Raw genomic sequence first — 21,176 nt, forward strand, 5'->3', positions numbered from 1 at the left:
GTGTCTCGTCGAACGAGGCGTACCCGATCGCGGCCTGCGTGCGGCGAATCAACGTGGAGAGGAAGCGCCGCGCTGACGTCTGCTTCGTGGTGTGCGTCGCGCGCTGCCGTACGGTGCCAGGCCCGGGGCGTCATTCAGCATCCACGTCGCGAAAGCCTGCAACGGCCCCTGGGCCAGCTCGATCGGTTCGGGCAGGACGAGGCAGAAGTTTTTCGTGACGGACCTGCCCGCCGGCCAGGGTGCGACCAGCCGCCCCTGCTCGAGCTCCGCGTCGACGTAAAGACGCGGCACCAGCGCGACACCCAGGCCAGCGAGCGCCGCTTCGATCAGCATCGAATGGAGATCGTAGCGCGCGCCAACCGCCGAATTGCTCAGCACGATGCCGGACTCCTGCGCATAGGCTTGCCACGCGTCCGGGTTCTGCCGCCGGTGAAGGCGTGGCAATGCATCCAGCGACGGGTTCGCCCCGGCGTCCGCCAGCAACGCCGGACTGCACACGGGCACCAGCACTTCCTCCAGCAGCGGATGCAGATGCATCCCCGCCCATGCCGGATGCTCGAAATGGATGGCGGCATCGAAACCGCTCCCGGCCAGCAGGAACGGTTCCATGCGCTCGGCGATATGCACCGTGACGTTCGGATGCCGGTCCTGAAAGTGTTTCAGCCGGGGGATCAGCCAGCGCGTGGCGAAGGTCGGAATGGCGGCGATATCGATGCTCGCGCCTTCGACGGGTTGCCCCATCAGGTACAGGCTGTCCCGTTCCAGCCGGTCCAGAATCTCGCGAACCTGCACCGCGTACCGCGCACCGTTCGGTGCCAGCCGTACCCGGTTGCCGATCCGCTCGAACAGCGTGACACCCAGGAACGCCTCCAGCCGGGCGATCTGACGGCTGACGGCGCCCTCGGTTCGGGCGAGTTCATCAGCGGCTCGGGCAAAGCTGCCGTGTCGGGCCGCGGCTTCGAACGCCTGCAGTGCGGAATTGCTCGGGATCTTGCGGGGCATGCGTGGCTCGCCGGTGAGGGTGGGTTCGACGTCAGCTTGAGCAAATATCACTGAAGGCTGACTTTATTTCGTTTTATGGGCTGCAAATGCGAGCTTAGCATTACGTTACCGCACTGACCATCAAGCGCTCGCTGACGGAAGTGCACCCTGTTCAAAGGACGATCCGATGATCTACACCGTGGAATGCAGCTTCGCCGACGTCGACAGCGAAGCCGAATGGAACGACTTCTACAGCCTTGAAAAGCTGCCTGCCCTGATCTCGGTGACGGGGTTTCACACGTCGCAGCGGTTCAAGGCGATCGGCAGCGGTTGCCCCGTCTATCTGGCGATTCACACGATCGACGGTCTCGATGTCCTGACCGGCGACGAATATCGCCGGAAAGGCGGCGGCAATTTTGCGAAGTGGCAGCAGCACATCACCGACTGGCATCGCAATCTCTATGGCGCTATCGGATTGGCCCCGGCGGTGGAGGAAGGCGAACACCTCGCGCTGTGCGCCGGCGGCCCTGATCCGCTGATCCGGTTGGGCCTCGACCCGCTGGCCATGCAAGCCGTCGCGCTGGAGCAGTTTCCGGCACGACGCTGGCTCGCCGTCGTGCCGCGCAACAGCACGCTGCTTGTCGACGAACGTGCGGAAGGCGTTCACCTTTACGCGCCGATGACGGAGCAACTGACGAGCGCACGCGCCCTTTCAACTGCCCAGGAGTAAGCCCACGATGCCGAACGTCACTTTCTCGATCGATGCACAGCGGATGCCCGCTGACGAAAATCTTGCCGAGCTGTCGCGCGACTGCGTCGAGCTCTGTACGCATGTGCTCGGCGCAGAACTCAAGAACGTCCACATCATTTTTCAGCCGGTTCTGCACGGGCACGGGCATCCTGTCTACGCGGACATTCGGTATCGCGCCGGGGCGCCCCGCACGTCGGCGGTCATGGACCGGTTCATGGAAGCGCTGGATCGTGCGATCGTTCAGCGCACCGGCCTCACCGCGCGCATCCGGTGTTTTGGTTACACCGCGTCGAACATTCACGCCCGCAACTAGCCCACCATTCGCCGATCCGGAGAAGCACGATGGCCACGCTTACCTTTCCCGGCCAGCAAGTCGGGGATTTCACGATTACCGCCATCAGCGATGGCTACCTCACCGCGAGTCTCGACTTTCTGTCGAATATCGATCCGGCCGACGCGTCGAACATGCAACGTGACGCCGGGCAGAAAGAGCCAGAAGCCGTACACATCAATTGCTACGTCGTACGCGGCGCGGGCCGCACCGTGCTCATCGATGCCGGGGCGGGCGGGTTCAGGCAATGGGGCGGCCAACTCAGAACGAATCTGGCGCTGGCCGGTATCGAGCCCGCCGCGATCGACACCATCCTGCTGACCCACGCGCATCCCGATCATGTCGGGGGGCTCGTGAACGGTGCAGGAGAGATCGCGTTCCCGAACGCGGAACTGGTCGTGCATCGACGCGAGGTCGGGTTCTGGCAGGACGACGCGAATCTGAGTCGCGCCAGCGAACGCGCACGCGGAAATTTCCTGGTGGCGCGTCGGGTATTCGATGCTTATGGCGACCGGCTTCGTCTTTTCGACGACGGACAAGTGCTCCCCGGCGTCGACGCACTGCCGATACCGGGGCACACCGATGGACACACCGGATATGTGCTTGAATCCCGCGATCAGGGGCTTCTTGTGTGGGGAGACGTGGTTCATTTCCCGCATATCCAGATTCAGCGGCCGGAAGTGTCGATTGCCTTCGATCACGATGCGTCGTTGGCCGCTGCTACGCGGTCACGGCTTCTGGATCAGGTCAGTTCGGAGGGACTGTTGATCGCCGGCATGCATCTGGGGGAACGCGGGTTCGCACGCATCGAGCGAACGAATGGGGGATACCGTTTGCGCTATGAGCGCGAGGAATGAAGCAGACGGCATCCAGATACCGGCCACTCGTTGCGATCGCGCGGACATCCGCATCGCGACCGCTGCGCGTCCGACCTTCGCGCACGCCTGCTTCACATGTCACTCGCCGCCAGCGAGACCACACATGAAGCGTGCGAACGGGCATTGCCCCCGCCAAACGCCGAGCCGCGTTATTCACCCGTTTGAACCGAGTGGCGCTTTTTGAGGGTTATACGACCTTTGCGCCATACGCCTCGCGTTCCATACTGCACGTGGAAGATCGAGCCGGAAAAGGCACACAAACGCAATTGCGTTTGAAGCCTTCGGCCCGATCAATCACGACGTAAAAATGGAGCAGAAGATGAGGCTTAAAGACAAGTCAGCATTAATCACCGGTGGTACCAGCGGTATCGGCCTCGCAACCGCGAAGCTGTTCATTGCGGAAGGCGCCCGCGTAGCGGTGACGGGCCGCGATGAGACGGTGTTCGAGCGCGTGAAGGCCGAGCTTGGCGAACATGCGCTCGTTCTCAAGGGCGACGTCCGTTCGCTCGACGACATGCGGGCGATTGCCGCCGAGGTCAAGGAGACGTTCGGCGGCCTGGATGTCGTATTCGCGAACGCGGGCTGGGCGTTCCCGTCCGCGGTCAACGACATCGACGACGCGCTCTATGGCGAGATCATGGACATCAACGTCAAGGGCGTGGTGTTCACGCTTCAGGCGGTGCTGCCGGACCTGCGGCCAGGCGCCTCGTTCATTCTCAATACATCGTTCGTCGCGCAGACCGGCAAGCATGGCATCTCGTTGACCGCGGCAGCGAAAGCCGCCGTACGATCGCTCGCCCGCAGCTGGTCCTACGAGTTTCTCGACCGCAAGATCCGCTTCAACGCGATCGCGCCCGGTGTGATCGACACGCCGCTGCTCACCAAGTGGGGCATGCCCGAAGAATGGGTTCGCGACCGCAAGGCCGAATTCGCCGAAACCATTCCGGTGGGCCGCATGGGCAACGCCACGGACATCGCGTACGCGGCGCTCTATCTCGCCAGCGACGAATCGTCGTATGTCGTCGGCACCGAACTGGTCGTCGATGGCGGCGCTTCGCAGCTTTAAGCCTGCGGCGCGCGATGCCTGAGCCCTGCAAATCACGCGGGCTCATCCCCATCCCGATCTCACGTCCGCCACGCCGTTCGTCGCGGCGGCCATTCAATCCGGCCCAATCTGGTTGCGCTCGCAGAGGGGCCGAAGTGCAAGGAGAAACGATCTTGACCGACCGTAGCGAAGACAATGCTTCCGGAACACCGCTCACGAGAGCGGGCCGTTCGCGCCGCGATGCCCTCAAGCTGGGGGGCGCCGCCACCCTCGGCGCCATCCTGGGCGGCAGCGCGTTGCTCGCGCACACCACCCCTGCTCTTGCGCAGGCCGGCAGCAAGGGCGAACTTGCTCCGAATGAACCGCTCAACATCCTGATCGTCAATTACGACGGCGGGACGCTGCTCGACTTCGCCGGCCCCAGCGAGATCTTCCATCGGCTGCCGAATACGAACGTTCGCTACGCGAGCCTCGATGGCGGCAACGTGACGCTCGAATTCGGCGTCGTGTACGGCAAGACCGAGCGGCTGGCCGACATCGACAAGACGGACGTGCTGCTGGTCCCCGGCGGGTCCGATTTGACGGCGCCGATGCGACCCGCGTACCAGGCGCAGATCCGGCGCCTGGCGGACAGCGCCAGGCACGTTACGTCGGTCTGCAACGGATCGCTCGTGCTCGCTGCAACGGGCGTGCTCAAGGGCAAGCGAAGCGCGTGCCATTGGGCCTTCGTCAACAAGCTGGCCGAATATGGCGCGATTCCCGTTCCCGACCGCTTCGTGGAAGACGACAACGGCCGGTTCATGAGCGGCGGCGGCGTGACGGCGGGCATCGACTTCGCGCTTCGCGTGGCGGAGAAGCTGCGCGGCCGACAGGCGGCCGAATTCACGCAACTCGTGATCGAATACGATCCCGCGCCGCCGTTCCACTCCGGCCATCCGAGGGACGCGCGGCCGGAAGTCGTCGCAATGGTCGACAAGGAATTGCCCGGCGCCTCCAGGGGGCTCGCACGCATTCCTGGCGTTCGGTGAAACATGGCTAGGCAATGCGCGCGGGCCGTTTGCAGGCCTCGATGATCGCCGGCTCCAACATTGCCTGCCCGCCCTGACAATTTTCGCAGTCCTCTCAATTTGATCTATAACCGGAAATCACCCGATGCAACAGAATCGTACTTTCGCTACCGCACTTGCAGCAGCCTGCGTCACCTTTTTCGCGTTTGCAACGCCGGCATCTGCCGGTGGTTCGCAACATCCGCCCGAAGCGGCCATCAAAGCCGAGAATGCACGATGGGCGGATGCCTTCGCGCGAGGAGACTACGAATCAATCGGTCGCCTCTATACCCGCGACGGCACACTCTTGCCGCCCGGCGGCGACAAGGTAACGGGGGGCCGCGCGATCACCGAATACCTCACCAAAGGGTATGGCGGATCGAAGCCTGTCACCGTATCGTTCAGCAACTACGAGTTCTACGGCAACGACCGGGTCGTGACCGAGGTCTCGGATACGGAGATCCATGACCACGACGGAAAGCTCAAATACCGCGGCAAGCAGACGCTCATCTTTCTGAAGCAGGGCGGCGCGTGGAAGCTGCATCGCGACATGTGGAACGATTACGGTCCGCTGCCGACGAACGACCAATGAGCATCCGGCGAAACGGATCATGACCTGCCCGCAGCACGACTAGTCCGTTAGACGGACATTCATGCACAGTGCGCTGATCGGCCGGCAGCCGATCAGCGCGCGCCGTTCGATCGGCTCTCGCGTCGAATCGCTTGCGGCGGGTGCCCATGCAGTTTGATGAAGGCCCTGCGCATCCGCTCCGGATCGGTGAACCCCACCGCCAGCGCAATCTGTTCGATCGGTTCGCTACCACTCTGCAGGCGCAGCCGCGCCGCCTCGACTCGCAGGCGCTCGACCGCCTTCGCAGGTGTTTCACCGGTTTCCCGGCGAAATGCGCGTCCGAACTGCCGCACACTCAATCGTGCTGCATCGGCGAGCCGTTCGACGGGCAACGCTTCGGCCAGGTGCTCCCGGGCAAAATTCAGCGCGATGCGGATCCGGTCCGATTCCGGCTCCATCTGCGACATCGCCGAGAATTGGGACTGGCCGCCCGGTCGACGATACGGAACGACCAGATACCTGGAGACAGCACGCGCAATCTCCGCACCCATATCCCGTTCAATCATGCCGAGCGCCAGGTCGATTCCGGAGGCGATGCCCGCCGACGTCCAGATGCGGCCCTCCTCGATATAGATACTGTCGCCTTCGACCCGGGTGCGCGGGAAGCGCGACTGCAACTGAGCCGCGTACAGCCAGTGCGTCGTGGCTCTCACGCCGTCCAGCAAGCCGGTTTCCGCCAGCAGAAACGCCCCCGTACACACGCTTGCCACCCGCGAGGCCCGGGCGCCGAGTTTCCTGGCAGCGGCGATGTTCTCCGGAGCCCGCATCGGCTCGATCTCCCCGCCCACGAAAATGACGGTGTCGAACGTGCGCCGTCCGATCGGCCGCGTTTCGATCGAAACGCCCGTATTGCCGGGAACCGGGCCGCCGGACTGCGAGATGACCTGGAGGTCGTACGGCGTGTGGCCCGCCACGGTGGCCACCTGATTGAAGGCCGACAGCGGCCCACCCAGATCGAGCACATCGTAGCCACGGCAAACGAAGAATCCGATTCGATGCATGACGAAGTCGTTAACTGAAAACCCGGAAAGTCGCATTTTATCCGGAACCCTCAAATAACGACATTCCGCCTAAAACGAGGGAAAAACGTCCTTTACGCGCTGATCGATTGTCCGTATGTCCAATCGCCGACATCGACCCGGCCGGGACAGGAGCGCGGCCCACGTCACGCCGTATTCACGCTCCGCCACTACATCGGCGACACACGACGCACGCCAGCCAAATTTTGCTTTGATATACTTCGCCGCCCCATTCTTCACGTTCCCGCGGACTTATGACTGCCGCACAGTCGGACAACGCATCATCTGATTTCATGCCGGCCGACCTCAGGCAAAGCGTCGTCACGCAGACGTTGCCGCACTCACAGGTCAGCATCAGTCGGCTGAAGACATCTCGCAGGGATATTGGCCGAACCGCGCCATACGAACTTGAAGACGCCGATCTCGTCGTGTTGCAATTGCGCGCGTTCGGCGAACAGGAATTGTGGCTTGACGGACGTGTCGCTCGTTTCGTCCCCTATCAAGCAGGAACCGTCACGATCCATGACCTCGATCGCAGATGGGTTTCCGACCTGAAGGGAACGTTCGACTGCATCCATTTTCACCTCCCCCGCCGAACGCTGGAGGAGACAGTCGATGAACTCGGGGGCAGGCAGCGGCCACAGCTTTACCTGCCGCCGCATTTGAGCAAGGTGGACCCGATCATTCATCGCCTGGGCCAGGCCCTGCTCCCCGCTTTGGCGCAGCCCGGGCATGCCTCCCGGCTCTTCGTCGACCACGTCGCGCTCGCCTTTCAGACGCATGTCGCGCGCCAGTACGGCGGCGTCGGCGAGCGGCGGGAGAAGTCGACGGGCAAGCTCACGGCGTGGCAGGAGCGAATGGCGAAAGGATTTCTTCTCGAGCACCTGACCGGGAACGTCTCGATTGCCGATGTCGCAAAAGCGTGCGGCCTGTCTCGCGGCTACTTTGTCAAAGCCTTTCATCAGACGACCGGGTTGCCGCCCCATCGCTGGCTGATCAATCAGCGCATCGAGCGCGCAATCATGTACATGCGCACGTCATCCATGCCGCTGCACATGATCTCGGATATCTGCGGCTTCGCGGATCAGAGCCACTTCACCAGAACATTTACGCGCGTCACCGGCGTGTCACCGCGTCGTTGGCGCGCGGACAACATCTGAGGCCTCCGCGATACTCATCGCATCCCCGCCCGGGCATCCTGCCCGGCACGCACGCTGCCCGTTCGGGCAAAATCGGAAACCTTCAACGAAACCGTATCGGCTTTCGCATTCGAGCGCGTCTTCCGGGCGACTGCCAGGATCGAGGCCAGATGCTCGTAAAAGCATTCGAGCTGTCGCGCATCGGATGCCAGTCGCTCGAGGTCGCATGCCTTCTCGAGAATCAACCGGGAAACATGAAAGCGCTGAAGCCCGCGGCCGACCCGAGCCTGAAACACGACGCCATCGCTGCTATGCGGTACCCCCGCCCACACAAGCGAACTGCGGTCCATGAAGCCTCCGAACATTCTTAATCGTCACATCAATATGCCAGCCATCGACGACGCTGCATATTTGTATTTCAAAATTGTGGCGCGCGACACATCGGCACGTTCGCGTCATCCGGATATTGCGCTGCAGCAAAAGTGCCCGTAGACTGGGTTCGCGCATCCGATGTAGTTGCCCTGCAGTCGCCCCATGACGGGAGAGCACGCCATGACGACTTTTTCATCAGCACTGAATCAGGCACCCCCTGCCCTCCACGTGTTCCAGCAGGACGGTGGCTGGCACTGGGGTATCACCGTCCCTCGTCCCACGGGGTCAGGCTTCAAACTGATCGCATTCAGCCACCACATCTTTTCCACTGAAGACACAGCCCAGCACGACGGCGCTCGAGCGTTGGCGTCCATCGTCGCAAATGACGTGCATTGAACCTCGCGGATCGGGACCCCATCACGCTTCCCGATTCGGTGGCATCCGACATCCGCAAGCAAGGGAAAACGGAAATCACGGATGCCGCCATGCGGTTGCGAACCGATGGCGCCGAAGAAGCCGCCATCGCGAACACCGCATGACCCGCGATGAACGCAGTGCGATTCTTATCGCACTACGGCAGATAAGGCGTGATGTTCGTCAGCGCACGGGAAACGTACTCATCCTTCTCCCCGACCGGCGCAACGTAATGAAGTGCGCTGCGCGCGGCTTCCTCGCCCTCGAGGCGCGCGATGATCCACGCGGCCAGGTATTGCGAAGCAAAACAGCCGCCTGCCGTTGCGACGTTACCTCGAGCGAAGAACGGCTGATTGAGGACTTCGACGCCCGCCTCGAGTACCCACGGTTTGGTCGTGAGGTCCGTACAGGCCGGGACGTTGTCGAGGAAGCCGAGCTTGGCCAGAACCAGCGTGCCCGAACACTGGGCACCGATCAGTTGCCGGGCGGGATCGAGTTTCAACTGCTCCATCAGCGTCGCGTCGTTGACGACATCCCGGGTTCGAATGCCGCTCCCGACGATGACGGCATCCGCCGTGCATGCGTCGGCCAATGTCGACTGCGCCTGCACGGTCACCCCGTTCATCGATGTGACGAAATGCTCCGGGCATGAAAGCGTGACCCGCCAGTCGGGCTTCTTGATGCGATTGAGCACGCCCAGTGCGATGAGGGAATCGAGTTCGTTGAAGCCCTGAAAGGTCAGAATGGCGATGTGCATGGAGTGCCCGTGTCCGAAGTCCGTCGATGCATATTGCCAGATCGCCGACGCGAATGGCCTGGCGTTACGCCGGATTCATCCCGTCGATGCAACCTCCTTGAAGCTGCCGGCGGGCCCCGAACCGCCCGCCATGTTCAATGACCGGCGTGACTCGTCCCGACACGTCAAGGCTGCCGCTTGCCACGGCCACCGGCGGGTTTGCCGGCCGGCTTGCGCGATCCCGCAGCCGGCTTGCCCGCCGGTTTGCCGCGCGGTTTCTGCACGCTGAACGGGCCGCCGATCGTGTAATCCGGTTCGTTACCGGCCGGCTTTGCGTGCGCCGCCGCAGGCTTGTGCCTGCTTTCTCCACCTTGCGCTGGCGGACGCGGCTTTTTACCGGCCACCGGCCTGGCAACGGGCGCCGCTTGCTGCACTTTCGGCTTCTTCGGCTTTTTGGGCTTCTTGATGATCTGACCCGTCGCGCTGGTTTCCGGCACACGGTGTTCGGCCTCGAAACCCGGCTCTTCTTCACGGCGCAGCGTTTGCCGGATCAGCGCTTCGATCGCGGCCAGTTGCGGCGCTTCGTCGGCACACACCAGGGACACCGCGACACCGCTGGCGCCCGCACGCCCGGTCCGGCCGATCCGGTGCACATAGTCTTGCGCGACGATCGGCAGATCGACGTTGATCACCAGCGGCAGATCGTCGATATCGAGCCCGCGCGCCGCCACGTCGGTGGCGACCAGCATCTGGACTTCGCCCGTCTTGAAGCGCTCCAGCGCGCGCAAGCGCGCGGGTTGCGGCTTGTCGCCGTGGATGGTGTCGACCGCATAACCGGCTTCGTCCAGCATGGCCGCCAGGTAATCCACGCCGTTGCGCGTCTTGACGAACACCAGCGCATGCTCCCACTTGTTCTCGGCCACGAGGTGCATGAAGAGGTCGGGCTTGTTCCGCTTGTCCACCGGCACCACCCACTGCTTGATCTTGCTGGCCGTGGCGTTGGGCGGGCTGACGCTGATGTTGACCGGGCCGCGCAGAATGCTCGCCGCCATCGCGCGGATCTCGTCGCTAAACGTGGCCGAGAACAGCAGCGTCTGGCGCTGGGCGGGCAACGCGGCAAAAACGGCATTCAGTTCGCGCGCGAAGCCGAGATCCAGCATGCGGTCGGCTTCGTCCAGCACCAGCGTTTGCACCTGATCGAACTGCACCGCGTTCTGGCGATTCAGATCCAGCAACCGGCCCGGCGTGGCCACGAGCACATCCACGCCCTTGCGCAACTTCATCATCTGCGGGTTGATGCTCACGCCGCCGTACGCGGCCAGGAATCGCAGGTCGAGGCCCTTGCCGTAAGCGATGAAGCTTTGCAGCACCTGTTCGGCGAGTTCTCGCGTGGGCACCAGCACCAGGACGCGCGCGCGGTTGCTGGACACCGCCGGGCCGTGCTGCACCAGCCGCTGCAACAGCGGCAGCGCGAAACCCGCCGTCTTGCCGGTGCCCGTCTGGGCGCCGGCCATCACGTCCTTGCCGCCGAGCACGGCAGGAATCGCCTTGGCCTGCACCGGCGTAGGAGCCTGGTAATTGAGGTCCTGCAGGTTACGCAGCAAGGGATCGATCAGGCCGAGCGAGGCAAAAGACATGGACGTATTCCGGGCTAAAACCGCAATTCTAGCGGTTGCCGGACGGATCAAGGCCCGCCGCGCCCGGCCGGACGCCCGCGACGTGGAACGGCACGGCAAACCGGAAGCCGCCACGGGCGTAAAGCAAAAAGCGATTCCAGCCCATTCTTCCCGTATCAAAAGCGCGCTCGCCGCCGGTCGGTCACTTGCCTTTCCATGACTTCATGGTCCACGGTCAGGCTGCGCCGTGACGGGAAGGCTGATGTATCGCGTCTCCTGGTCGGCGACGAACGCTGGCTCGCGACGCTCGATGCGGCCCCGTCACGAAAGCCGGGTGATAAGCTCGATGCCGGCGCACTGTCGTGCTTCGACTTGCATCGACTCGCCCGGAACCCTGACCCCACGACCGCAACGAGCCACCCATGCCTCTCGCCCCCTCCGTCCTCTCCGCGTTCACGCCAACCGGCAAGCTGCGCGCGTCGATCAACCTCGGCAACCCGATCCTCGCGAACCGCGACCCGGAAACCGGCGAACCGTTCGGCGTGTCGATCGACCTCGCGCGCGCGTTCGCCGAACGCCTGTCGGCCGAGCTGGAACTCGTGGTGTTCGACACCGCGGCCAAATCGGTGCAGGCGCTGACCGACGAGCGTGCCGATTTCGGTTTCTTCGCGGTCGACCCGCTGCGCGGCGAAACGGTCGCGTTCACGGCGCCGTACGTGCTGATCGAGGGGTTCTATCTCGTGCGCGACGCGTCGCCGATCCGCACGAACGCGGACGTCGACCAGCCTCACAACCGCGTGACCGTCGGCAAGGGCAGCGCGTACGACCTGTTCCTCACTCGCGAGCTGAAGGCCGCGCAGATCGTGCGTGCACCGTCGTCGCAAGCCGTCGTGCAGACCTTCGTCGACCAGCAGCTGGAAGTCGCGGCGGGCGTGAAGCAGCAGCTCGAGGCCGACGCGGCGAAAACGCCCGGCCTGCGCCTGCTCGACGAGCGGTTCATGGTGATCCGGCAGGCAATGGGCGTGCCGAAGAGTCGCGGCGAAGCCGCCGCCGCGGCGCTCAATGCGTTCGTCGAGGAAATGAAGGCGTCGGGCTTCGTCGCGGATGCGCTGCGACGGCATGGCATCACCGGCGCATCCGTCGCGCCGCCGGGCTGATCGAAAGCGGCTCGGCAGCATGACCGGCGGCGGCACGCCGCCGCGCGGCGCGTGACCATCAGCGGTTGCCATTCAACGGCAAAGGCGACGGCCCTCAGAACCGGTACGTCGCCCCCACCTGCGCAAATCGCCCGACATACGTATAGAGCGACGAATCGTAGCCGGTCGGCCCCGCCATCCATACCGGATCGAACGGCGGCTTGCGATTGAAGAGGTTGTCGATCCCCGCGTACAGCGTCCAGTGCTTGAATCCCGTGTAGCCGATCATCAGGTTGAACTGGCTGTACGACGCAACGCCATCCGCCATGCCGGGGTACGTGCCCGGCGCGAGAATGGCCTGCGCGTAAGGGCCGACATAGAGCCAGCTCAGGGTCGCGTTCCACTGGTGATGGTTCCAGCTCAGGTCGGTGTTCCCTTTCCAGCGCGGCGAGCTGCCGCCGAACGGCTGGTGAAGTGCGCCGTTGTTGCCGGCGTAATCCCTTTCCACGCCGCCAACCGGCATCTTGAAGTGCCACATGTACGCCCAATCGCCGGACAACGTGAAGGTACCGAATTTCGTCGCGACCGTCTGGCGGAACGTGGCCTCGAAACCGTCGGTGTCCAGCGACGACAGATTGCGATACGGCAGCGTGACATAGGCGATGCTGCCGTTGGCATTGCGAACCACCTGTGAAGGATCGTTCTGATTGACCACGACCTGCACGTCGTCCGTGCCGATCACGTTGTCGATGTGAATCTTGTACCAGTCGAAACCGATATCGGTCGTACGTGTCGGCGAAAACTGGAAGCCGACGTTATAGTTCTTCGTGCGCTCGGGCTGCAGGCCGCGATTGCCCGCGCGAATTTCCTCGACGATGTTGTACGAACCCGGATTGTTCGGATCTCGCGCGTCCACCACGCCCTGCGAGCCGAACGTCCGCGACGACGTATTCTCGATCAGCGTCGGCGCACGGAAGCCGCGATTGTACGAACCGTACAACGTGAGTTCCCGCACCGGCTGAAAACGCAGCGCGAACCGCGGCGAAAACGCGCCGCCGAAGTCGCTGTAGTGATCGTAGCGGCCCGACTGGCTGAACGTCAGTGTCTTCAGCAGCGGAATGTCGAGCTGATAGTAGACGGCCGCGACGTTGCGCTCGCCGTCGACGGACTGGATCGACGGCGACGTCAGCTGGCCGCTTGCCCAGCCCGCTCCCGTGCCGATGTACTGGCTCTGATGCATGAACTGCGCGCCGAGCCCGAGGCCCACGTTGCCCGTCGGCAGCCTGAACAGGTTCGGGCTCGACAGCGTCGCATCCAGCACGTCGAGCTTCGTGATCGCCTGGTTCGACGTGCTCTGGTAAAGGCCGTTCAGTCCGTTCGGCGTCGCGGACGGGTTGGAGAAATCGAACGTGCCGTTCCGGATGACGTTCGTCAGCGCGCTGGCGCTCATCTGGTTCGAATAGTTCTGCGAGACCGTGTCCTGCGAATGCGCATACGACGCGCTCCAGTCCCAGTCGCCCGCGGACGGCACCGCGAACGTTCCCTTCACGCCCGTCGCGGCGCGCCAGTAGTTCGAACTGACATGCACCGACTGCGACGCCGGAAACGCATAGCGCAACTGCGTCGGCACGCCGAACGGATTGTAGGGATTACCGGCCGGCACGACGTTCGATACCAGCGCAACGCTGCCCGTCGCCGGATCGTAGGTCTGCGTACTGGTCGTCAGGCGGCCGACGCCCCGGTTCGCGACCGTCGTGTTGTTGCTCTCCCACAGATCGGCGAACGCCTGCATCGCGTCGTCGATCCTGAACTCGCCATGCAGCTTCGCGCTCAGGCGCTCGGTCCACGGCGAGAGCGACGACGCGCCTGCCGTGTTGCGCTGGCAGATCGTGCCGCCTGCGCCGAACGATTGAGAATTCGCGTTGCCGGGTGCGACCTTGCCGCCATACGCACAGGGGTCGAGCGGCACGTTGCCGTTCGCCCTCGCCCAGTACGACGTCGACTGGTTGGACAGGCCGCCGGGATAGTTCGAGAAATTCTGGTTCTCCGTCATGTTCCGGTCGGAAGCGAGCACGCCGTTGTTCTTGTAGTAGCTGAGCGCCGCCGTCACGTTGAAGCGATCCGCGTTGATGTCGCCGAAGCCGCCCAGCAAGCCGAACCGGGTCGTGCCCGCGCCGCCGCCGCCGTTCGTCGCACCGCCGTAGCTGCCGGTCAGCTCCAGGCCCCGATAATTCTTCTTCGTGATGATGTTCACGACGCCGGCGACGGCATCGGAGCCGTACTGCGACACCGCACCCGTCTTGACGATCTCGATCCGGTCGATGATGTTGAGCGGCAGCGTGTTCAGGTCGAAGAACTGATCGGTGCCGTTGGCCGCGTACGCATACGGGGCAGCGCGCTGGCCATCGATGAGTACCAGCGTGTATTTTTCGCTCAGCCCGCGCAACGCGATCCCCGATCCGCCGACCGCGAAGTTGGCCGTCGCGGTCGAGCCGTCCCCCCAACTGCTCGATGAATTGGCCGTCACGCTGCGCAGATAGTCCGCGACCGTCGTATGGCCGCTGTTCACGATGTCCTTCGCCGTGATCGTCTGGACCTGGTTGAAGCCGACCTTGTCCGCGCTGCGGATCAACGACCCCGTCACTTCGAAACGCTTGACCGTCAGCGCGTCGTGCGCGCCCGATGCCGGCAACGCCGGCGCCGCAGGCACGGCCACTGTCGACGTCGTCGCGCCGGGTGCCGGCTGCGACTGCGCCCATGCGGACGCTCCCGGTACCGCCGTGGACGCGCAGACCAACGCTGCGGCAATCCCCCTCACCACGCTTTGCTTCATCTTTTTTCCCGCCCACAATCGCCGGCCTGGCCGCGCGTATTCTTGAAACGGCATCTGTTTAGAGATCCGAATTCATGTTCGAAATGCAGATCGTTCCGGCTCGACGAGGTGTCTGCCCCGTTTCGGGCACCGTGCCCGATTTCACGTCGGCCCGGGTCGCATGGACGCCGCACGGAAATCGCCCGCGGCGTCGGGTCAACGCTGTCTGGAAAGCACGCATGCGCGAGCGCGCCCCGCGCGAGCCAGACCGCGCGCCTGTCGGGCAAGACGACGGATGCCCGGCAACCGCCCGGACATCCGCCTGCTATTGATGGGAACCCGTTCGCGCGACGATCCGCGAGCGATGCGACTCCGGCGGCCGATCAGTCGATGGCCACCGCTACCGACTCACGCGACAGCACGTGGTACAGCGCGCCGGCGGCGAGAATGATGGCCGCGAGCGCCAGCATCAGCGTCTGATAGCCATGCCGGAAATCGTCGACCTGCCGCATCAGGAAGATGGCGAACGCAATGCCGCTCGCGCCGCCCACGTTGTGCACGGTCCACGACGTGCCCATCGCCACGGCCGCCTTTTCGCGCGGCAGCGCACCCAGCGCCACCAGCGTCGAGGGCCCGAGTATCGCGCCCCAGCCGATGCCGAACAGCAGCAGCGGCACGACGAACCAGGCTGCGTCGGGCTGCCCCGCGACGATCGACAGCAGAATCGACGCGACGACGAACAGCGACAGGCCGGTCACGATCACCCGCGACGGGCCGAGCCGTTCGCTGCGGCCGCCGATCCAGGACGACGCGATGGAGAACGTGATGGTCGCCGGCAGCAGATACAGCCCGATGGTGATGTCGCTCTTGTGGAGCTGGGTCGAAAAGAAGATCGGCAGGGTGAGCAGCACGATGCAGTAGAAGAACGCGAGAAAGAACGTCGCGAGCAGCGCGGACAGGAACCTCGGTTCGCGGAAGAAATGAAACTCGACGATCGGGTCGCGCGTGCGCAACTCATGCCAGACGAACAGGGCCAGCGCGACGAGCGACACCGGCAGCAACCAGAGATTGAGCCGGCCGCCGTCGACGGACAGATAGCTGACGAGCGTGGTCAGGCCGACGACCAGCAGCAGGCACCCCGTCACGTCGATGCGCTTGCGCGCCTGCGCCTTGAACTCCGGTATCGCCCAGGCGCAGAGCGCCAGGCTGATCGCGATGAACGGAATGTTGATCAGGAACGCGTCGTGCCAGTCGAGCGCGCCGGCGAACAGGCCGCCGATGATCGGGCCGAGCGCCAGCCCGACGCCGTTGGCGCCGAACAGGATCCCCAGCGCCTTGCCCTGTTCGCTCTCGTCGAACGTGTAGCTGACGATCGCGCCCGATACCGTGTACAGGATCGCGCAGCCGATGCCCTGCAGGAAGCGGAACCCGACCAGCAGCCAGAACTGATGCGCGATACCCGCCAGCAACGAAGCCGCGCCGAAGATCACGAGGCCGACGATCAGCAGCTTCTTGCGGCCGAGGTTGTCGGCCAGCGTCGCAACCGGCACCATGAACGCGGACAGCGCGACCATGAAGATGGACGTGATCCACTGCGTCGTCTGGATCGGGATCGAAAAGTCGCGGCCGATCGCCGGAAGAATCGTGTTGACGACCGTGAGATCGATACATCCCAGGAAGCTCGCGATACAGATGCCGGTCAGCCCGACGTATTTCCGAACCTTGCTCGATGAATTAGTCATGCGCCAGTGCCTCGGTTTCCTCGTCTGCGTGCGACTGCGATTTTTTCTTGAACTTGACCGCCAGCCAGTTGGCGCGGGCATCGCTCCCGTTCTGCACGAAAATCTCGCGGGTCTTGCTCATCGCGGCGGTCATCTGCTTCGGGTAGATGATGAAATCGATACCGTCCCGCGCCCACATCGGCATGATGATCGGGCATTCCTCGAGAATGTAGAAGAGCGAGCGATAGAACGCGTCCTCGTGTTCACGGGTGCCCTGCACGAGCCCGTTCCGCTCCGCGAACACGCCGATGGTGTCGTTGATCGCGTAACGGTATTCGGGATTCGAGTAGTACTCGTTCGTGATCAGATGGTAGTACTGCGAATAGTCGTCGCGGCGCAGCAGGTCGTCCCATCGCAGGATCTCGCGCCGCATCGACAGCTTCGCGAGGGTTCCCTCGTGGTCCCGCAGCCACGCGTCGCCGCGGTCGCGGCTTTTCTGATAGTTGCTGCGCGCGGAGCCGGTCGCATAGTTGTGGCGCTGCAGCGTATCGGCCACGCCGATCACGCATTGCCCGAACCCCGCCACGTTGATCTTGTCGACGGTCGCCGCCAGTTTTTCGCCTTCGTGATATTCCTTGCCGACGCTGATCAGCAGCAGTGCCGTCTTGCCGACGTACTCGTGCGCCTGAAATTTTCCTTGTGCCTGCAATGAAACCTTGTACATGGTCAGCTCCAGTAAACTAAGGGTTCGGTAACGGATTTGATGCCGACGAAGGCACTCAACGTGACCCGGTCGGCGCCCCGGACAGGGCGAACCGCGTGGATGAAACGCGGATTCAGGAAGATCAGGTCGCCCACCTCCGGCTTGATCACCAGGTCGGGCGCACCCACGTGCTCGCGGCCGATCCCGTAGTGGCGATCGCCCTTGAGCGCTTCGTATTCGCGCGCATCGGGTGCGACGCGCCAGAGTTCCAGCTCGCCGCCGTGCGGCGGCACCTGCAGATAGATGTTGGCCGACAGCTGATACTGCAGCGCCCATCCGGTGCCCGCCGGCAGCGTCCATTCCAGGTTGTCGATGTGCGGCTCGAGATCCACGCCGGGCGTCAGGTAGCGGCACACGCCGACGAAGCACTTGCTCCCGCCCACACTCAGCAGCCGTGCCCCTTCGGGCCACGCGTCGTCGAGCAGCGTGCGGAACCGGTCGACCGGCGACGCCAGCTCGCCGAACAACGTACGAACGCGCTCGATGTTGGCGCGCGCATGCCGGTGATACGCCTGCCGCACCTCTTCGGATCGCACCTCCGCGTACGCGATGCCGAGCCGCGTAAATTCGGCTGCGTGACCCAGCGCGCCCCGGTCGGGATGGGCGAACAGCTGCTCCTCCGCTCGCCGGACGACCGCCGGCGGCGTGAACGCACGAATGCGTATCGCGAGCGCATTGCCTCTGCACAAATCGAGAATGTGATCGGCGCACAGCGACGTTTCGTCGACGTCGATCACTGCATGGTCAACCTCTGCCGGTCGGTTCATGGCGTGATGGAATGAAGGAGTGAAAGAAGTAAGGGAGCCGCGCGCATCAGAGCAGGTAGCGGGCGCGCAGGTAATAGAAGCCGCCGTTGATGCCGATCGGCGACGACACGATGTCGTACTGCGTGCCCAGGAACTGGTTCTCGGACGGCAGCTTGCTCGGGTACACGTTGAACAGGTTGTTCGCGCCCACCGCGATTTCGAACTTGCGCGTCATCGCATAGCGCAGCTCGACGTCGGTGACGTAGCGCGCCGCGTTCGTGAAATGCGCGAAGCGCGTCGTCGAAAATGCATTCGGGCCGCTCCAGTAGCTCTCTTCGCCGGAGGTCGTGCCGTAACGCGTTTCGTGCAGGCTGAGCGCCCATTTGTCACGGTGCCAGGTGCCACCGACGATGATCTTGTTCTTCGGCGTCGACGACGTGATGTAGCCGACCTGCTGCGCGTTCAACAGCGTGTTGCCGTTGGTGTCGCGGCCCACGCTCGTCACGCTCGTCGTGTTGAAGTTGATGCCGAGATCCCAGTCGACGCTCCCCCACCTCGCGAAGTTGCTGTGATACGTGGCCAGGATGTCGAGGCCGCGCGTGCGGGTATTCACGCCGTTCGTGAAATAGTTCGCCGTCACCGACGGCAAGCCCGCCGGCAACGTGATGCCGGCCTGCGTCAGCGCATCGATCGCGGCTTGTCCGCTATAGGTGCCGCCCTGCACGATCCGGTCGCGGATGTTGATCTGGTACGCGTCGATCGTCACGTTCAGGTTCGGCAGCGGGTTGAGCACGAGCCCGATATCGAAGTTGGTCGACTTCTCGGGCTTGAGCGGCGTCGCGCCGAGGTTGCGTGCGGCCTGCGAGTTCGGGGCCAGTTGCCCGTAGGCGGAAAGCGGCGAGATGTTCAGGTTCGTGAAGTACTGCTGCGCGAGCGACGGCGCGCGAAAGCCGGTGCCGACGCTTCCGCGGACCGCGATGCGCGGCGTGATGTCGTAGCGCGTCGAGACCTTGCCGTTGGTCGTGCTGCCGACGTCGTTGTAATGCTCGAAGCGCCCCGCGAGATCCACCTGCCAGTTCGGCGCGAGCCGGGTGGCGAGATCGATGTAGGTGCCGAGCACCTCGCGCGATTTCGACAGCGCACTGAGCGGCGACAGGCCCGGCAACGCCTGGCTGCCCGCACCGTAGGTCGATGCGGGATCGCCCGCGCCGACCGTATAGCTTTCGTGGCGATGCTCGGCGCCGATCGACACGTTGAGCGGCGCGGGCAGCAGCGGCAGGTGGAATGCACGCGACAGGTCCAGGTTGTTGGTCCACTGCGTGTTCGTGAAGGTCGACAGGCGGAAGCCGGTCGGCGTCGATCCGGTCGCGGCGAACAGGCTCGTATTCGCCGAATTGACCATGCCGATGCCGATGTTGTCTCGGCCGTAGGTCGAACTGATGTCCCATGCCCAGCCGAGCAGCCGGTCGCCTTTCACGCCCGCGGTCAACGAAAAGTCGTTTTCATTGATCGTTTCCTGCGGCGTGAAGCCGTTCGGATAGAGCGCGTGCAGGACCGACGGCAACCGGAAATTCTGGTAGCTGCCGCCGCTCCGGTGGGCATACGTGCCGAAGCCGTACAGCTTCGCGCCGCCTTCGAGCAGGTAACCCGCGTTGAAGGCGACCGATTCCCGCGTGCTGGAAGGCGACCCGAGAATCAGGTTGTCGTTCCGGCCGGTTCGCGGATCGGCGTCGGTTCGCACCGTATGATTCTGCCGGTTGTATTCGGCGCTCAGGTCGACATAACCGGTATCGCCGAGCCTCAGCCCGATGGTGGCCGCATTGTTCTGCGCGAGGCCGTCGCCCTGATAGGTCTGGCCGGTCGTGTTCGACACCTCGCCGCCCTGGTAATTCGACTTGAGGATGACGTTGATCACGCCGGCAATCGCATCCGAGCCGTATTGCGCGGATGCGCCGTCACGGAGAATCTCGACATGATCGATCGCCGTGACCGGGATCAGGTCGACGTCGACACCGGTCGATCCTTGCTGCGGCCCGCGGTTCAGCGACACGTTCGCGGTCGAATGACGGCGCTTGCCGTTCACGAGCACCAGCACGTAATCGGGGCTCAGCCCGTGCAGCGTCAGCGCGCTGGTCAGGTTGCCCGCATCGCCGCGCATCGCCTGGCGCGCGATCGACGGCGAGAGCTGGACGAGTGCGTCGCGCAGGTTGCCCTGCCCGGTGCGCCGCAGCGCGTCGCCGCTGATCACTTCCACCGGGGCGGCGGCATCGCGCACCTTCCGCGCGCTTTCACGCGTGCCGGTCGTGACGACGACGTCCTGAACGGTGACGACGACGTCCCGGGTATCGCCGGCAGGCGCCGGTTCCGGCTTCGCGCCCTGTGCCCACGCGGCGCTGCCGGCAGTAATCCAGCAGGCGGCCAGCGCCAGCGAGCGGCAACGGGGGATCCTCACGCGCGCAATGTCGTTTCTCTGATAAACCACTTCAAGGCCCTCATTTCAGCGCGCCGCGAAGTGTCGTTTCATTCTCGCGTCACGCTTCTCGTTTGTTTTGATATCAGTGCGTGACGAATCATCCTCCTGGTGTAATAGTTTGTTAAATAACAAATACGCATTTTCATTTATCGATTCATCCGACAATTGCCGGCCTTGCGCACGATTACGCAATCACGCAGAAAATGTTGCGATTGCGTGGCGAATGGAAATGGCACCCGTTAATTTGGTTGATATTGACGATGCCCGATTTGAATAATGAAAAGGAATATGCGCACGTTTGTGAAATATCGATTTCGCTCGACAAGCTGCGCATTGCATGTTCGAACCGATGGGCCGGAAAGTATCGTGATGATGTCGACATCATTGCGATGGCGGAACGATCGCAGCCCGGCGGCCCTGCTCCGCTTCGAGCAGTCTTCGCTGATGGGGGTGGCCGGCTTAGGAGGAACGCGTCGGTTTCTTGATGCGAATGGATGGCCAGTCGCCCGGCGTACTAGTTTGCAGCGTGGCAGGTGATCTGCTCGTGCGGGAGCGCCGGGCCTGGA

Annotated in this window: 22 protein-coding genes; 12 read left to right on the forward strand and 10 right to left on the reverse strand. The window is 63.7% G+C overall.

Features of this window, described 5'->3' with window-relative positions; translation table 11 throughout:
• Window positions 1–48: 48 nt before the first annotated feature.
• Window positions 49–1,002 (reverse strand): LysR substrate-binding domain-containing protein, encoded by a 954-nt coding sequence (locus ACTJLD_RS15480; protein WP_440659232.1) that lies wholly within the window; start codon window positions 1,000–1,002, stop codon window positions 49–51.
• Between the two features lie 166 nt (window positions 1,003–1,168).
• On the opposite strand from ACTJLD_RS15480, the gene ACTJLD_RS15485 reads away from it, so the two are divergent.
• From ACTJLD_RS15485 to ACTJLD_RS15510, 6 genes are all read left to right on the forward strand, one after another.
• On the forward strand, window positions 1,169–1,711 hold the full coding sequence (locus ACTJLD_RS15485; protein ID WP_060372576.1) for a hypothetical protein: 543 nt from the start codon (window positions 1,169–1,171) through the stop codon (window positions 1,709–1,711).
• A 7-nt stretch (window positions 1,712–1,718) separates the two neighbouring features.
• Window positions 1,719–2,045 carry a hypothetical protein gene (locus ACTJLD_RS15490; protein ID WP_027792768.1) on the forward strand — a complete coding sequence of 109 codons (327 nt, stop codon included), beginning with the start codon at window positions 1,719–1,721 and terminating at the stop codon, window positions 2,043–2,045.
• A 29-nt stretch (window positions 2,046–2,074) separates the two neighbouring features.
• Window positions 2,075–2,920 (forward strand): MBL fold metallo-hydrolase, encoded by an 846-nt coding sequence (locus tag ACTJLD_RS15495; RefSeq protein WP_440659233.1) that lies wholly within the window; start codon window positions 2,075–2,077, stop codon window positions 2,918–2,920.
• A 340-nt stretch (window positions 2,921–3,260) separates the two neighbouring features.
• A complete protein-coding gene (locus tag ACTJLD_RS15500; RefSeq protein ID WP_124672423.1) occupies window positions 3,261–4,007 on the forward strand; it encodes an SDR family oxidoreductase in 747 nt (248 codons plus the stop codon).
• 134 nt (window positions 4,008–4,141) lie between these two features.
• Window positions 4,142–5,014, forward strand: coding sequence for a DJ-1/PfpI family protein (locus ACTJLD_RS15505; protein WP_408580884.1), 873 nt, complete (start codon window positions 4,142–4,144; stop codon window positions 5,012–5,014).
• A gap of 124 nt (window positions 5,015–5,138) precedes the next feature.
• Complete coding sequence (locus ACTJLD_RS15510; RefSeq protein WP_027792772.1) at window positions 5,139–5,624, forward strand: YybH family protein; 486 nt, start codon at window positions 5,139–5,141, stop codon at window positions 5,622–5,624.
• Window positions 5,625–5,716: 92 nt separating this feature from the next.
• On the opposite strand, the gene ACTJLD_RS15515 is transcribed toward ACTJLD_RS15510, so the two are convergent.
• Window positions 5,717–6,664, reverse strand: coding sequence for a GlxA family transcriptional regulator (locus tag ACTJLD_RS15515; RefSeq protein ID WP_027792773.1), 948 nt, complete (start codon window positions 6,662–6,664; stop codon window positions 5,717–5,719).
• 272 nt (window positions 6,665–6,936) lie between these two features.
• Here ACTJLD_RS15515 and ACTJLD_RS15520 point away from each other — a divergent pair, with 272 nt between their 5' ends.
• The gene (locus tag ACTJLD_RS15520; protein ID WP_222211134.1) at window positions 6,937–7,842 is read left to right on the forward strand and encodes a helix-turn-helix transcriptional regulator; all 906 of its coding nucleotides are present in this window, start codon (window positions 6,937–6,939) and stop codon (window positions 7,840–7,842) included.
• 14 nt (window positions 7,843–7,856) lie between these two features.
• On the opposite strand, the gene ACTJLD_RS15525 is transcribed toward ACTJLD_RS15520, so the two are convergent.
• The gene (locus tag ACTJLD_RS15525; protein ID WP_027792775.1) at window positions 7,857–8,171 is read right to left on the reverse strand and encodes a hypothetical protein; all 315 of its coding nucleotides are present in this window, start codon (window positions 8,169–8,171) and stop codon (window positions 7,857–7,859) included.
• Between ACTJLD_RS15525 and ACTJLD_RS15530 the strand changes: the two genes are divergently transcribed.
• Genes ACTJLD_RS15530 through ACTJLD_RS15540 form a run of 3 tightly spaced genes read left to right on the forward strand, consistent with a single transcriptional unit; the run spans window position 8,170 to window position 8,732 of the window.
• Window positions 8,170–8,313, forward strand: a complete 144-nt coding sequence (locus ACTJLD_RS15530) for a hypothetical protein (protein WP_334053638.1) — start codon at window positions 8,170–8,172, stop codon at window positions 8,311–8,313. The two genes, ACTJLD_RS15525 and ACTJLD_RS15530, sit on opposite strands and share 2 nt — an antisense overlap.
• Before the next feature lie 60 nt (window positions 8,314–8,373).
• A complete protein-coding gene (locus ACTJLD_RS15535) occupies window positions 8,374–8,589 on the forward strand; it encodes a hypothetical protein (protein ID WP_034196292.1) in 216 nt (71 codons plus the stop codon).
• Window positions 8,586–8,732, forward strand: a complete 147-nt coding sequence (locus ACTJLD_RS15540; RefSeq protein WP_440659234.1) for a hypothetical protein — start codon at window positions 8,586–8,588, stop codon at window positions 8,730–8,732. The genes ACTJLD_RS15535 and ACTJLD_RS15540 overlap by 4 nt, the downstream gene beginning before the upstream one ends.
• 32 nt (window positions 8,733–8,764) lie before the next feature.
• Here ACTJLD_RS15540 and ACTJLD_RS15545 read toward each other — a convergent pair whose 3' ends face one another.
• Window positions 8,765–9,364 carry a DJ-1/PfpI family protein gene (locus ACTJLD_RS15545; RefSeq protein WP_059699453.1) on the reverse strand — a complete coding sequence of 200 codons (600 nt, stop codon included), beginning with the start codon at window positions 9,362–9,364 and terminating at the stop codon, window positions 8,765–8,767.
• Window positions 9,365–9,528: 164 nt separating this feature from the next.
• Window positions 9,529–10,980: a DEAD/DEAH box helicase gene (locus ACTJLD_RS15550; protein ID WP_440659235.1), complete on the reverse strand. Its 1,452-nt coding sequence runs from the start codon at window positions 10,978–10,980 to the stop codon at window positions 9,529–9,531.
• Here ACTJLD_RS15550 and ACTJLD_RS15555 point away from each other — a divergent pair.
• Both ACTJLD_RS15555 and ACTJLD_RS15560 read left to right on the forward strand, forming a co-directional pair.
• Window positions 10,979–11,179 carry a hypothetical protein gene (locus ACTJLD_RS15555; protein ID WP_440659236.1) on the forward strand — a complete coding sequence of 67 codons (201 nt, stop codon included), beginning with the start codon at window positions 10,979–10,981 and terminating at the stop codon, window positions 11,177–11,179. The two genes, ACTJLD_RS15550 and ACTJLD_RS15555, sit on opposite strands and share 2 nt — an antisense overlap.
• 202 nt (window positions 11,180–11,381) lie before the next feature.
• The gene (locus ACTJLD_RS15560; protein WP_027792779.1) at window positions 11,382–12,116 is read left to right on the forward strand and encodes an ABC transporter substrate-binding protein; all 735 of its coding nucleotides are present in this window, start codon (window positions 11,382–11,384) and stop codon (window positions 12,114–12,116) included.
• Window positions 12,117–12,210: 94 nt separating this feature from the next.
• Here ACTJLD_RS15560 and ACTJLD_RS15565 read toward each other — a convergent pair whose 3' ends face one another.
• The 5 genes from ACTJLD_RS15565 to ACTJLD_RS15585 form a co-directional block, all read right to left on the reverse strand.
• Window positions 12,211–14,928 (reverse strand): TonB-dependent receptor, encoded by a 2,718-nt coding sequence (locus ACTJLD_RS15565; RefSeq protein WP_440659237.1) that lies wholly within the window; start codon window positions 14,926–14,928, stop codon window positions 12,211–12,213.
• Window positions 14,929–15,290: 362 nt separating this feature from the next.
• Window positions 15,291–16,649, reverse strand: coding sequence for an MFS transporter (locus tag ACTJLD_RS15570; protein WP_060196965.1), 1,359 nt, complete (start codon window positions 16,647–16,649; stop codon window positions 15,291–15,293).
• The gene (locus tag ACTJLD_RS15575; protein WP_048027334.1) at window positions 16,642–17,352 is read right to left on the reverse strand and encodes a hypothetical protein; all 711 of its coding nucleotides are present in this window, start codon (window positions 17,350–17,352) and stop codon (window positions 16,642–16,644) included. The genes ACTJLD_RS15570 and ACTJLD_RS15575 overlap by 8 nt, the downstream gene beginning before the upstream one ends.
• Window positions 17,353–17,354: 2 nt before the next feature.
• On the reverse strand, window positions 17,355–18,158 hold the full coding sequence (locus ACTJLD_RS15580; RefSeq protein ID WP_091922009.1) for a 2OG-Fe(II)-dependent halogenase WelO5 family protein: 804 nt from the start codon (window positions 18,156–18,158) through the stop codon (window positions 17,355–17,357).
• A gap of 46 nt (window positions 18,159–18,204) precedes the next feature.
• A complete protein-coding gene (locus ACTJLD_RS15585; RefSeq protein ID WP_440659238.1) occupies window positions 18,205–20,589 on the reverse strand; it encodes a TonB-dependent receptor plug domain-containing protein in 2,385 nt (794 codons plus the stop codon).
• Between the last annotated feature and the right edge of the window lie 587 nt (window positions 20,590–21,176).

The sequence above is a fragment of the Burkholderia sp. 22088 genome, from assembly GCF_052045915.1.
Lineage (GTDB): Bacteria > Pseudomonadota > Gammaproteobacteria > Burkholderiales > Burkholderiaceae > Burkholderia > Burkholderia cepacia.